Genomic DNA, 12294 nt, shown 5'->3' with positions numbered 1-12294 from the left:
GCCAGAACCATCATCTGGAAGCGGTGCTCGACCGCACGCTGATCGAGCAGGCGACGCCTGCGCTCGACCGCGGTGCGCCGGTGAAGATCGAGGCCCAGATCAACAGCACCAACCGCTCCGCGGGCGCGATGCTGTCGGGTGCGGTCGCCAAGATCTACGGCCATGCCGGCCTGCCGCATGAGACCATCCATGTCAGCCTCAAGGGCACCGCCGGCCAGGCCTTCGGCGCGTGGCTGGCGCAAGGCGTCACCTTCGAGCTCGAAGGCGAGGCCAACGACTATGTCGGCAAGGGCCTCTCGGGCGGCAAGATCATCGTCAAGCCGCCGGCCAACAGCGGCATCGTGCCGGAAGAGAGCATCATCGTCGGCAACACCGTGATGTACGGCGCCATTCAAGGCGAGTGCTACTTCCGCGGCATCGCCGGCGAGCGTTTTGCCGTGCGAAATTCCGGCGCCGTGGCGGTGGTCGAGGGCGCGGGCGATCATTGCTGCGAATACATGACCGGCGGCATCGTGGTCGTGCTCGGCAAGACCGGACGCAACTTCGCGGCCGGCATGTCGGGCGGCATCGCCTATGTGCTGGACGAGACCGGCGACTTCGACAGGCTGTGCAACATGGCAATGGTCGAGCTCGAGCCGGTACTGTCGGAAGAGCTGATCAACGCCGGCACCTATCACCACTCCGGTGACCTCGAAGCGCACGGCCGGGTCGACGTGTTCAAGGACCTGCTCGCCTCAGACGTCGAGCGCCTCCACGTCCTGATCACGCGTCACGCGAAAGCGACCGGCTCCAGGCGCGCCGCCGACATCCTGGCCAACTGGAAGGACTGGCTGCCCAAATTCCGCAAGGTGATGCCAGTCGAGTACCGGCGCGCGCTGCGCGAAATGGCTGCTAACGCGGACGCCGAACCGAACCGCGATTGAGCTCCGGAAGCTGAGACAGTACCACCGACATACCGAACACCGCACGCGCCCGATGATGATAAAGCGCTAATACCGCTCCCATACGCGTCCGGCCAGCGCAACCCGAAGCAGATCCTCACGAGAGGGCCTGCTGAGACGTTCATGCCTCGTGATCGAGATCGTTTTGACGTCCCCACGCGTCGTTCTTAGGAAGGTACGGGATCGGGGCCCTGGAGCGCAATGACAGTGAGGGTTGCACGACAGCAGGTGAGGGCTGCGATACGCTCGCCGTCGCCCGTCAGTTGAAGTCCATCGAAGATCGGCAAAAAGCCGCTTGATGTCGTCGTCACTGCGCTGCTGATTGCATCAATCAAGATCATTGTCCCTTACTGTAGGCAATCCCGACGAAGGCGCTTGGAATAGCGCGCGCCGCTTTGCCAGCAAGGCGCACACCAGAGTCACACTCTGCGCCGGTGGTTCGTACATGCCACAAGCATCGCAATTGGCGACCCCGAAGTTGAAGTGCGAGCGCCGTATGGCGCAAATGGGAGATGCATGGGGAGATTCCAGGTAACGCCGACATGATGGCGAGAATGCGCAATGACTATCATGCTTCCAACCACGGGTCGGCGAGGTTCTGCGCGGTATGCGGTGGGAAGATTCGGGCTTCTCCGCTACTACTGCTGGCAAACGGCGCTTTGTTCTATGAAATGGTGCAACCACCTACACGCGTGGCGTGAGGCCGACCACAAATGGATTCGCCTATTGCGAACTGGTTGATGCGTGGCACTCGATTCGCTGCGGCCGCGGCCGTGCTCTCGCAAGACGGACGCCGGCAGAATAGTTCTGCTGCAATCATGGACGCAGACGCGACGCTTTCAACAGTGAGTGGACGAATGAGATGACAGAGACCTCGGCAACTATCATCGACTTCACTGCTTACAGGATGCAGCGCGCTGCGGCCAAGCTGTCATCCGACACGGTCGGCCCGATAGCGCCCTATGAAGCGGTCGCATCCTTCTATTTCTTCTGGTGCTTGCTAGCCTTCATCCCGTTTGCCTCGCTCGATCTGCTGCGCATCGGAACAGCAACCTTCGAGAGCAATCCTTAGTGACCCCGCGAATGGCCGACCCCGAGGCTGAAGGAGAAATCCACCCGCCTGCGCGACCTCTCGCGCGTGCTGTTGATTACAGCGACGGCCACTCGGGCAGGTATCTCCGATCGAGTCCAGCACCTCGGCGAGTTCAGCGACAGCTTCGTCCCCCGACACTCCTTGCGGCGGATCTTGCCGAGCGATTTCGCTGGAGCGGATGCGGGTCGGCGCTGTCCTGCGTCCAGCCGTGCTCCTCGCACTCGCGGATGGCGCCGGCTTTCCGCAGCACGGAGATCGCCCAGCTGTTGAGCGTGCAGTTCGCCGGCGGTCTTTCCTCGAGCATCAGCACAGTGATCGCTCCTCGCGACATCCCAGCTCCGGTCAGGCCGCTGAAGGCCTGGAGCACAACGCCAAAGCTGATACATACACCGTCGATCAGCCCTCTGAAGTATGACTGCGAATAGGTGCCGATCATCATTGGAATGTTTGGATCCCGATGGACGCATTCTGCCGGACCCTCGCGGCCAGCCGCCCCTCGGCGCAGTTGACGACAGTACTCATGGCCAACACACGACTAGCAGAGCGGCCGTGTGATCTCCCAAACCTAGGCCGACAAGTCCATCACGAGGGTTTCAGAGCCAGTCCCGGGCGAGGCGGTACAGTGCCTCACTCTGGGTACAGTGACTCTGTCTGCGGCAGACTCGCCGAGCCGGCGAGGGGGTCTGAGGCGATGCCTCAGACCGGGCGGTTTTCGCCTCTGTTCTTCACCGGCTCCATTTTGGCCAAGCCGTCCTCGTATGAGATCTCGCAGTATGATCCACCGATGTCCTTGGCCGCGTCGAGCAAGTAGTCGAGTCTACCGGCCGTACCGAACTTTTTGATATCGTTCTTGTCGACGCCGGCGAGGTCCATCATCTCCTTCCACACCGTGGATTCGTCGCAAGGCAGAATGCGGAAGGTGATGTCGCCTATCTTGATGCGGTACTTCGCGAGCAGATCAATGTTGTTGCAGAAGATGAAATAGCTGCCTTTGGGGCTCAGCCGGCCATTCAGCACCTTTGCGGCCTCGGGTAGATACGCGAAGGAATGCAGATATCCGGCAAGGACTGGGATGGTCGGCTCGCCTTCCTGCGCGATCGCAAGAACTTGTTCGATGGAATAGTCCGGCGGTCGTTTTTCGTCGGCCAGCTGAGCTTGGAACTTCAGCGCGATGTCGCCCCGGAATCCAAATCGCCCCGACTTCGTTGTCTCACTCTTAAGCACCGCATTCAATAGCCGCCCCTCCTTGTCCAACGGGCCAAGAGCAGTGTTGTCAATCGACGTCATGGAAAGGCTCCTCATCAATGCGTGGTGTGCACGCGTCGCGCAAAGCGACGCGTGTGATACGCTTATGCAAGTTGTTTGCCGTACGCTATTTCCGCGGCGTAAGCGGCAGCTTGGCGCTATCTGCATGGATACGTGCTGGCACCGTCACGAGGACTTGGCCGGATGACGCGGCGGCCGGCAAGCTTGGTGTCGAAAACCTGACACACAGGTCGCGAATCGAACAGTGGCCGCGTGAAAATCCTTCATTTTAGCTGCATCTCGACTGGCATGGGATTTGCGAATCGTGCCTTGCAACAAGACCTGAGAGCGAGTCAGAAATGATCAACCTAACGGATAACGCCGTAAACGCATTGAAGGCCGCAATCTCCTCGACAGCGCAGCCAGCGAGCGGGTTGCGAATCATGGTCGAAGGCGGCCGCTGCGAAGGGTTCACATACAAGATGGATCTCGCGCCTGGGCCCAGCTCCGATGATGCCGTGATCGAGCAAGGCGGCATCAAAGTCTTCGTCGAGGGCGCGAGCCAGGCGCATCTCAACGGCACCACGATCGATTTCGTGGTGTCGCCCGATGGATCGGGGTTCCGATTCGACAATCCAAATGCCAAGTCGAGCTGCTCCTGCGACAAATCGTGCAGGTGAGCCTGTCCTCGGACCATCCGCAATAGAAGGGCGTCGAAACATGGGCATCAAGACTGCACCAACGAAGCAGCCTCCGATTTTTGAGCCTTCCGATCGCGAGCAAATTGTCCGTGCCGTGCTCGATGAGAATCGGGCGAGCCTCAGGCGTGATCGTGGAGTTGTGAGCTCATTGTCAGGCTCACCGGCACCTGCATGTCATGCAAGCATGCGTGCACGACGCTCGCGGCCATTCAGGCGGGTCTGATCGAGCGGCTCGGCGAGTTCGTGCGCCTGATCCCGCTCCCCGGAGCTGCCAAAGTGAGACATTAAGTGCAGAGCGGACAGTCCGTGCGGTCGATCTACCTGGATAACAACGCGACGACCCGCGCACATCCGTTGGTCGTTGCGGAGATGCTGCCGTTCTTCTCTACACGATTCGGCAATGCGTCGTCCGCGCATGCATTCGGCAGCGAGGTTGCACTCGCATTGAAGCAGGCGCGCCGGAACCTGCAGGCCTTGGTTGGCGCGGCATTCGATCATGAGATCGTGTTCACCTCCGGCGCCACTGAATCCGACAACACAGCCATCCTGTCTGCGCTCGCCGTGCAGGAGGGGCGCGACGAGATCGTCACAACGGCTGTTGAGCATCCGGCCGTGCTGTCCCTTGCCGAGGAGTTGGGGCGACGAGGAATCAAGACCCATGTCATTCCGGTCGATGCAAGCGGCCGATTGGACATCGAGACTTATTGCAACGCATTGTCGAGGCGAACGGCAGTTGCCTCGGTCATGTGGGCCAATAATGAGACGGGTACGATCTTTCCGGTGAAGTCCCTCGCCAAGATGGCGCGCTCCGTCGGCGCGCTCTTTCACACCGACGCAGTCCAGGCGGTCGGGCGGATTCCGATTGTCCTGAAGGCTACGGACATCGACATGCTGTCGCTCTCCGGCCACAAGCTCCATGGTCCGAAGGGGATCGGCGCGCTGTATGTGCGGAAGGACGTCAAGTTCCGGCCGCTGATCTTCGGCGGCGCACAAGAGCGGCGTCGCCGCGCTGGTACCCAAAACGTTCCGGGTATTGTTGGGCTCGGCAAGGCGGCGGAACTCGCTGGGGCAAACCTCATACAAGAGCAGATGCAAATTGGCGCCCTTCGCGACCGGCTGGAGCAAGGCATTCTCGCCCTCGGCTGTTGCATCGTGCTTGGTCACGTCAAGAACCGCTTGCCAAATACGTCTAACATTGCCTTCGAGCATCTCGAAGCAGAGGCCATCGTCCACCATCTGAACCGCAACGGAATTGCCGTCTCACTCGGTTCAGCCTGCGCGTCCGGCTCGATGGAGCCATCGCATGTCCTTCGCGCGATGAGAGTACCACCGGCCTTTTTGCGCGGTGCGGTTCGCTTCTCGCTGTCGCGCGAGACGGCGCCGAATGAGATCGACCGTGTCCTGCAAGTCATGCCGGACATCACTGCCAAACAGAGAGCCTTGTGGCGTGCGTGTCAGCAGCGCGCGGGCGAGAGCTCACAACGTGCGGAGCTCCCATGAAGGTTATGATTCGCCGTTCGCCCGAGACGGGCCTTTCGATTTATGTGCCCAAGAAGGATCTTGAGGAGCCGATCGTCGAATGGGAGCACGAGACGCTGTGGGGTGGTTGGATCAGAATCGCGAACGGCTGGGTGCTCGACCTACCGGCGATGGCGAGTGACACCACCCTACCAATCACTATCAACGCCAAGAAGCGCGGCGGTGAAGCAACCGAATGATGAATGCTGCGGTTCCATAAAACCTCGCCAATCGGCGGATGCGGAAGCTATTCTTGGCAGGCCGGTCCGACACCTGCGAGGAACGCGACACCATTCCATGGCTTTGGCCTGCCGTGACCGAGCGTACTGATCACTCCAGAAGCCTGCCAGCGCCCTTGTGATCGCAATGTCTGTCAGCTTTCCAACATGAGTTGTAAAACTCACATTCGAGCGGGCGCTACCTAACTACTTGATGCAAACCGCAAAAGTCATTTGTGGCAGGCATGGCACGCCAGTTGCTCTTAGCTTTTCAGAAACGGCTCTCAGGATGCTTGCCGGAATGGTTCGGCTTGCGAATAGAATTGGAAAAATGAGTACTTCAGCGCAACACCAGGTATCCTGCGGCGGCGGCGAGATCAGCGAGACCATGCAAGCGGTCACTAAGCACAAGGGCTGCGGTACCATCGGCGGTAGCGGGAAGGCGAGCTGCGGATCTCAGACCGGCATCGGCAATCTGCCAAATGAAATCTGGGAAAAGGTGAAGAACCATCCCTGCTACAGCGAGGAGGCGCACCACCATTATGCCCGCATGCATGTCGCGGTCGCACCCGCCTGCAATATCCAGTGCAATTACTGCAATCGTAAATACGATTGCGCCAACGAATCGCGCCCCGGCATTGTCAGCGAGAAGTTGACGCCGGAGCAGGCCGCCAAGAAGGTGCTGGCGGTCGCTTCCGCCATCCCTCAGATGAGCGTGGTCGGCGTTGCCGGCCCTGGCGATCCGCTAGCGAATCCGGACAAGACATTCAAGACGTTCGAGCTTTTGAACAAGCTCGCGCCAGGTATCAAGCTGTGCCTCTCGACGAACGGTCTTGCGCTAGCCGATCATGTCGACACGATCGTAAGACTCAAGGTCGATCACGTGACGATCACGATCAACATGATCGATCCCGAAATTGGTGCAAAGATCTATCCTTGGATCTTTTACCGCCATAAGCGCTACACCGGTGTTGAAGCTGCAAGCATCCTCAGCAACCGGCAGCTCCAGGGCGTGGAGATGCTCACCGCGCGCGGAATTCTGTGCAAAGTCAACTCGGTGATGATTCCCGGGATTAACGATCAGCATCTGGTTGAAGTGAACAAGGCTGTGAAGTCGCGCGGGGCCTTCCTGCATAACGTGATGCCGCTGATTTCGTCGCGCGAGCACGGCACCGTGTTCGGTCTTAGGGGGCAACGCGGCCCGACCGCACAGGAAGTGACAGCGTTGCAAAATAGCTGCGAAAGCAGGATGAACATGATGCGTCATTGTCGCCAGTGCCGGGCCGATGCCGTTGGGCTGCTCGGAGAGGACCTCGGCTCGGAGTTCACCATGGAAAAGATCATGGCGATCGACATCAAATACGACGAGCAGCCCCGAAAGGAGTATCAGGCCAAAGTCGAGAAAGCGCGCATCAGGAAGCTTGCGGCCAAGCAGGAGGAGCTTGCGGGGCTTGCCAGCGCTTCCAGCGAAATCAAAGTGCTGGTGGCGGTTGCTACCAAGGGCTCGGGATTGATCAACCAGCACTTCGGTCACGCTAAGGAGTTCCAGATCTACGAGCTCTCGACTTCAGGTGCGAAATTCGTTGGTCACCGTCCTATCCATCCCTATTGCCAGGGCGGCCATGGCGAGGACAGCAAGCTCGAAATCGCCATCGGCGCCATCAAGGATTGCCATGCCGTATTCGTGTCAAAGATCGGCGGTTGCCCGAAGGCCGAATTGATCAAGGCGGGCATCGAGCCTGTCGATCAGTACGCCTGCGAGTTCATCGATGCCTCGGCGATCGCCTGGTTCAAACTCTATCTCGATAAAGTCAATGAGGGGAAGATCAAGCACGTTGAGCGGGTCCATTCGGCCCGCCTCAATGCGCTGATTTCCGCCGCCTGAAGGATGGGTTCAGACAATGCCGTTCAAGATCATCGCCTCGCAATGCACGGGCTGTTCAGCGTGCGAAACGCAATGCCCAAATCTCGCTATTTCTGAAGTAGCCGGCGCTTTCCAGATCGATTCGGAGCAATGCACCGAGTGCGACGGCTACTTTGACGAACCGCAATGCGTGGCGGTTTGTCCGGTTGACAACACATGCGTACTCGACCCAGCACTGCCACGCCGTCGGGCGGCCTCTTGAGGACCACAACATGGATTTCACTACGACACGAACGGTTCAGAAACTCGGGCGGATGATGCCTCGCCTTGACGAGGCGTTGACTGCGGCTGTCGCCCTCCCAAACCGGCTGGACGGCTCGCCCTGGTCGCCGACTTTTTCGTCAGTTGGCAAGCCATATTCTGGTGACGCGAACGTCGAGGGCAACGCGTTAAGCTATTCCTGTCGGCCCGAAGGTCGCGGTCTTGAGCGTCGAGGGTCGATTTCGCCGAAGAGCCCAAGAGCGGACCCGTCTTCCGCGATATCAATCCAGCCACCTGTGGCCATCATTGAACAGCTATCCTATCACCTCGATGAAGACGCAGAAAATCAACCCGTGTCAAGCCAAGGCGTTCGTGATGCGAATATGATTTTGCTGCCGACCCGCGCGGTCGTGCCACTAGCCCGAATTCGGCTGCTATGAGAGCACCTCGCGTGGGTCTTGCTATTCTCGCTCAAGGCTTGCTGCCCAGTTGGAGATGCGTATCGGGCAACTCGAGGAAGGACGCCGGTTGTCGAGAGACTGCGGTTGCGGTCCCGCGCACAAGATGGCGCCAAGGTTTATGAGGCACGCGCGAGCTGATGGGCGGGACCATGAGTGATGTCATCCACGATGCCCTCAGTTGCCGAGGCAATCAGGCCGATTGTGTACGCTGCGCGTCTCGCGCTGAACCGCATTGCGGGCTGCCGGCTCAAGCTCGTTGCGTCAGCGACGGACTCGCGTGCAGCATCGGCGGCTTCCTCAACATCAATCATAGGCTCGCGGATCGCCATCTCAAGCATCCGTTTTGGGGTGCGGGCCTTGATGGTGACGCACTGTCATCCCCGATGGCTCATCCAATGCGTGGTCGCAAGCTGCGCCGCGGTGCGGGAAGCGACGGAGTCGATCGGGAATCATGGTAAGGCGGTCGGTAAGGCCGCCGCTCGCGAGGCACCGTGCAGTTGAAGCATGGAATGGGGACGGCAGCATGAGTAACATCGCTCGTGATAGTGACATCGTCGAGTTGACGGACGCGCCCCTCTATGATTATGGCGACAAGGTGCGGGCCAACCGCACCATCCGCAACGACGGCACTTATGTGGGCAAGGAGATCGGTGAGGTTCTCGTCAAGAAAGGCGAGCTTGGCTATGTCGTCTCGATCGGTACGTTCCTGCAACAATTTTACATCTATGGCGTCGAATTCCTCGAATCCGGCTGTCGGGTCGGCATGAAACGCAAGGAGCTCGATCTAGTCACGCGAAGCCACAGAGGCGAGGAGCCTTGCTTGTCAGGAGAGGCACCCTGATGATCGAACCAAGGTTGCCAAAATACCGCTCAGGCCAACGTGTCAAGGCGGCAATCGATTTGCTCAACGACGGTTCCTTTCCCGACGCATCGGCGGAAGAGTATCTGGTCAGCGTCGGACACATTGGTGAGATCGTCCAGGTCGGTCACCATACGGAAGCGAACCTACCCATCTATATGGTCGACTTCGGCAAGCAGTTGGTGGTTGGGTGCCTCGAGGCAGAGATCTCCGCAGTCCAGGACATCGCGCAATGAACGCCTCCATCATCAGACAACATCATTCCGGATTGCCTGCGCATCCCAACGAGCTCGACCGGTGGCGGATCGTGCGCGCGCTGACGAGGCGCGAGCGCTACCGATATGTCTCGCCAAAGGTGACACCGGTTGCTGGCGGCTATCTTGTCGAGAGCCGGTGTTGCTCAGGCAGTATTGATGCGGAGGGAGGCCTCGCCGACGTCGCGCTGTTGCATCACGATAAGACTGGGGCGGCATGGCAGCTGTTCCGCAAAGATCACGGCAAGGGCGTCTGGGAGTGGCATTCGACCCATCAACGGCTTGACTTAGCGACAGCGGTTCTGAACACCGACCCTGAACGTTTGTTCTGGCAATAAGGATTATGGACATGGTGCTTGCCGCAGGCGAATTGACGAACATCGAGCAGACGCTCGCCGCTATCGATACAGCGTCTGAGCCCTGCCTCACGCTCCGGGAGAAATTTCCACATCTAGCCTGGATTTGTTGCGAGGCCTCTGACATGACGCAGAGTCCGATCCGCCGCGTTGGACAGTTCGACCTGCATCTGCTCGACAGTAGCGGTCAGTGTGCACAGATTACGAATAATCCGCAGCGTGCCACCGGCATTTTGCTTGCCAAGCGCTCCGGCAACTCATGATCAAGTAATCGCCTGCCGGTGACAAACTCAGCCAGGACGGCTAGGCCCGCCGGTTGTTTACGCATGCGGTAGTGACCAGCCCGGGAAATTCACGAAGCTCGTTCGTCGGGTCCATGAGACTGGGGCAGGCGATCGTTCCCCGCAGCGGAATTGCCCGGCTATCTCAACGTGGCTAATTAGGTCAGGAATACTGCGGCAGAACAATTAGGACCGGCGAGTCGTGCTCAACCAGTCGACGAGGATCTGGTATCGCAAGATTTGCCCTTGTGAGAACTTTCACTTAAAGGCGCTTTCCTTCGGAAAATAGGACAAGACGCTCGTTCCTCGTGCGGTAACGCCGTGCACTCGGCGTGGAGGCCGGTCGATGATGCGCGCGCGCAAGTGAGGCGTGCGAGTGTCCCGACTGATCCAGCGCACTTAATACTGGCGCCTAGCATCTTTGTACGAAATGTTTGGTGAGCTGAGGTCGGAGCATTCAAGCTCGAGTTGTCTTTCGAAGACGCATCGAGCGTCCCTTCTTTATGGCGTGATTGGTCGTGTCCCCGGTGGTGGTGTAGCTCGGTAGAGCAAAGCCGCCCGGACGCGCGCACACAAATAGCGCCGTAGCGGGCGGGCGGCTTTGCGGTGGTCACCGGCAGTTCTCCGGTAGGATCGGGTTGCGACAGGCCAACACAACCGAGGAACCACCGATGACCGACGACATGATGAACCTGCGCACGCTGGTAGAGAAGACCCCCGACGCCGATCTGCTGCGCGAGATGATCGGCTTGGCCGCCCAGCGTCTGATGGAGCTGGAAGTAGGAGGCCAGACCGGGGCGGCCTATGGCGAGAAGAATCCCGAACGCCTGGCCCAGCGCAACGGTTACCGCGACCGGATCTGGGAGACCCGTGCCGGCGCCGTCGAGCTGCGCATCCCCAAGCTGCGCAAGGGCTCCTACTTCCCAGGCTTCCTGGAGCCGCGCCGCATGGCCGAAAAGGCGCTCACGGCCGTGGTGCAGGAGGCCTATGTGCAGGGCGTTTCGACCCCGCTCGGTCGACGATCTGGTGCAGGCCATGGGCATGACCGGCATCTCCAAGAGCCAGGTGAGCCGACTGTGCGGCGAGATCGACGACAAGGTGAAGGCCTTCCTCGCCCGTCCGATCGAGGGCCACTGGCCGTATCTGTGGATCGACGCCACGTACGTTAAGGTGCGCCAGAATGGCCGCATCGTCTCAGTCGCGGTGATTGTCGCGGTCGGCGTCAACAGCGACGGCCGGCGCGAGGTTCTCGGCATGGACATCGGGCCGTCCGAAGCCGAGACGTTCTGGACGGCGTTCCTGCGCAAGCTCACCCGCCGCGGTGTGCGCGGCGTCAAGCTCGTCGTGTCCGAGGGTCAGCTCGCGCGATGAACGAGCTGACTGGTCTGCCGAAAGACCGGCCCGCTTGGCCCAGACCTCATCGGTTGTCATGGTTTTAATCAGCGACTGATAGAGGCGCGTCTGTGAATATAGATCTACCAACCGGAAATGCGGTGTCCGCGAGCGTGCCTGCGGATCATCAGCTCGGCCGGCAGACGTCATTCGGCGCTAAGCTGTCTCTCGCTGCTAGGCTCTGAACCTAAATAGCGCCACGTGATTCTCTTGCCTCCGTGTTCTTGATTCGGGGTCGAGACAATGCGCGCGGGGTTGTTTTGGTTGAATGATAGGCAATGGGCTCGTATCGAACCTCATCTGCCGACGGCACTGACGGGGCCGGATCGGGACGACGTCGGCGCATCATCAGCGGTATTGTTCACATGCTGCAATCGGGTGCGCGATGGCGTGATTGTCCGCGCGAAGACGTCCTTACACGACGATCTACAACCGCTTCAATCGCTGGACCAAGCGCGAACGATGGTGCGCAATGTTTCAAGCACTGCTCAAAGCTGGCAAAGATGCCGTCGTGCTATCGCTCGACTCGACTTCGATCAAAGCTCATCGGCGTGCCTCCGGCGGAAAAGGGGGAGCACAATCAGGCAATCGGCCGCTCGCGGGGAGGCCGTACGACAAAAAATCCATGCGCTGAGCGATCCGCTCTGCCGACCGGTCGTCGTGCACCTGACCCACAGGTCAGGATGCCGACATCGCTGCCGCGCCCGATGTTCTGGCGCTCGCACCGCCCATGAGCGCGCTGCTGGCTGACAAAGGGTGCGGAATCCGAGGCAAAGCGGCCACCGATTCCGACGGAAGGCGGCCAGCGATTCCGATCGAAAGCGGCCACCCAATCCGAACGAAGGCGGCC

At 59.8% G+C, this 12294-nt stretch carries 12 protein-coding genes and 3 pseudogenes; 13 read left to right on the top strand and 2 right to left on the bottom strand.

The features are described 5' to 3' along the window. Both ABIB80_RS38935 and ABIB80_RS38930 read left to right on the top strand, forming a co-directional pair. On the top strand, positions 1-923 hold a 923-nt coding region (locus ABIB80_RS38935), incomplete at its 5' end, for a GltB/FmdC/FwdC-like GXGXG domain-containing protein (RefSeq protein ID WP_502918780.1). Positions 924-1803: 880 nt separating this feature from the next. After that, on the top strand, positions 1804-2013 hold the full coding sequence (locus tag ABIB80_RS38930) for a hypothetical protein (protein ID WP_354129612.1): 210 nt from the start codon (positions 1804-1806) through the stop codon (positions 2011-2013). A gap of 93 nt (positions 2014-2106) precedes the next feature. Here ABIB80_RS38930 and ABIB80_RS38925 read toward each other — a convergent pair. Together ABIB80_RS38925 and ABIB80_RS38920 are read right to left on the bottom strand one after the other, a co-directional pair. Next, a pseudogene (locus ABIB80_RS38925) lies at positions 2107-2344 on the bottom strand (hypothetical protein); the annotation flags it as partial. A gap of 386 nt (positions 2345-2730) precedes the next feature. Continuing rightward, a complete protein-coding gene (locus ABIB80_RS38920) occupies positions 2731-3321 on the bottom strand; it encodes a hypothetical protein (RefSeq protein ID WP_354129610.1) in 591 nt (196 codons plus the stop codon). 317 nt (positions 3322-3638) lie between these two features. On the opposite strand from ABIB80_RS38920, the gene ABIB80_RS38915 reads away from it, so the two are divergent. The 11 genes and pseudogenes from ABIB80_RS38915 to ABIB80_RS38860 all read left to right on the top strand — a co-directional run. Next, positions 3639-3959: an iron-sulfur cluster assembly accessory protein gene (locus ABIB80_RS38915; protein ID WP_354129609.1), complete on the top strand. Its 321-nt coding sequence runs from the start codon at positions 3639-3641 to the stop codon at positions 3957-3959. 327 nt (positions 3960-4286) lie between these two features. Further along, entirely contained in the window at positions 4287-5480 is a 1194-nt protein-coding gene (nifS, locus tag ABIB80_RS38905) for a cysteine desulfurase NifS (protein WP_354129608.1), read from the top strand. Next, entirely contained in the window at positions 5477-5698 is a 222-nt protein-coding gene (gene nifT, locus ABIB80_RS38900) for a putative nitrogen fixation protein NifT (protein WP_148742989.1), read from the top strand. The genes nifS and nifT overlap by 4 nt, the downstream gene beginning before the upstream one ends. Positions 5699-6047: 349 nt before the next feature. Further along, complete coding sequence (gene nifB / locus ABIB80_RS38895) at positions 6048-7601, top strand: nitrogenase cofactor biosynthesis protein NifB (protein ID WP_354129611.1); 1554 nt, start codon at positions 6048-6050, stop codon at positions 7599-7601. Positions 7602-7617: 16 nt separating this feature from the next. Further along, positions 7618-7842 carry a 4Fe-4S dicluster domain-containing protein gene (locus tag ABIB80_RS38890; RefSeq protein WP_354129607.1) on the top strand — a complete coding sequence of 75 codons (225 nt, stop codon included), beginning with the start codon at positions 7618-7620 and terminating at the stop codon, positions 7840-7842. A gap of 983 nt (positions 7843-8825) precedes the next feature. Continuing rightward, positions 8826-9143 (top strand): nitrogen fixation protein NifZ, encoded by a 318-nt coding sequence (locus ABIB80_RS38885; protein ID WP_354129606.1) that lies wholly within the window; start codon positions 8826-8828, stop codon positions 9141-9143. Then, a complete protein-coding gene (locus tag ABIB80_RS38880; protein WP_354129605.1) occupies positions 9143-9397 on the top strand; it encodes a nitrogen fixation protein NifZ in 255 nt (84 codons plus the stop codon). The genes ABIB80_RS38885 and ABIB80_RS38880 overlap by 1 nt, the downstream gene beginning before the upstream one ends. Further along, complete coding sequence (locus tag ABIB80_RS38875) at positions 9394-9753, top strand: DUF3024 domain-containing protein (protein WP_354129604.1); 360 nt, start codon at positions 9394-9396, stop codon at positions 9751-9753. Before ABIB80_RS38880 ends, ABIB80_RS38875 begins: the two co-directional genes overlap by 4 nt. Before the next feature lie 11 nt (positions 9754-9764). Further along, the gene (locus ABIB80_RS38870) at positions 9765-10034 is read left to right on the top strand and encodes a DUF6129 family protein (protein ID WP_347882351.1); all 270 of its coding nucleotides are present in this window, start codon (positions 9765-9767) and stop codon (positions 10032-10034) included. A gap of 689 nt (positions 10035-10723) precedes the next feature. Beyond that, positions 10724-11405 (top strand): annotated as a pseudogene (locus ABIB80_RS38865) (IS256 family transposase); the annotation flags it as partial. Positions 11406-11668: 263 nt separating this feature from the next. Beyond that, positions 11669-12294, top strand: a pseudogene (locus ABIB80_RS38860) (IS5 family transposase); the annotation flags it as partial.

The sequence above is a fragment of the Bradyrhizobium sp. i1.15.2 genome, assembly GCF_040548425.1.
GTDB lineage: Bacteria > Pseudomonadota > Alphaproteobacteria > Rhizobiales > Xanthobacteraceae > Bradyrhizobium > Bradyrhizobium canariense.
This window is presented reverse-complemented; position numbering and strand designations above follow the sequence as displayed.

What these genes read in the sequence shown, in the direction of transcription:
- nifT (WP_148742989.1), top strand. Translation starts at nt 5,477, where the DNA reads ATGAAGGTTATGATTCGCCGTTCGCCCGAGACGGGCCTTTCGATTTAT.
- ABIB80_RS38870 (WP_347882351.1), top strand. Translation starts at nt 9,765, where the DNA reads ATGGTGCTTGCCGCAGGCGAATTGACGAACATCGAGCAGACGCTCGCC.
- ABIB80_RS38875 (WP_354129604.1), top strand. Translation starts at nt 9,394, where the DNA reads ATGAACGCCTCCATCATCAGACAACATCATTCCGGATTGCCTGCGCAT.
- nifB (WP_354129611.1), top strand. Translation starts at nt 6,048, where the DNA reads ATGAGTACTTCAGCGCAACACCAGGTATCCTGCGGCGGCGGCGAGATC.
- ABIB80_RS38915 (WP_354129609.1), top strand. Translation starts at nt 3,639, where the DNA reads ATGATCAACCTAACGGATAACGCCGTAAACGCATTGAAGGCCGCAATC.
- ABIB80_RS38880 (WP_354129605.1), top strand. Translation starts at nt 9,143, where the DNA reads ATGATCGAACCAAGGTTGCCAAAATACCGCTCAGGCCAACGTGTCAAG.
- ABIB80_RS38930 (WP_354129612.1), top strand. Translation starts at nt 1,804, where the DNA reads ATGACAGAGACCTCGGCAACTATCATCGACTTCACTGCTTACAGGATG.
- ABIB80_RS38890 (WP_354129607.1), top strand. Translation starts at nt 7,618, where the DNA reads ATGCCGTTCAAGATCATCGCCTCGCAATGCACGGGCTGTTCAGCGTGC.
- ABIB80_RS38920 (WP_354129610.1), bottom strand. Translation starts at nt 3,321, where the DNA reads ATGACGTCGATTGACAACACTGCTCTTGGCCCGTTGGACAAGGAGGGG.
- ABIB80_RS38885 (WP_354129606.1), top strand. Translation starts at nt 8,826, where the DNA reads ATGAGTAACATCGCTCGTGATAGTGACATCGTCGAGTTGACGGACGCG.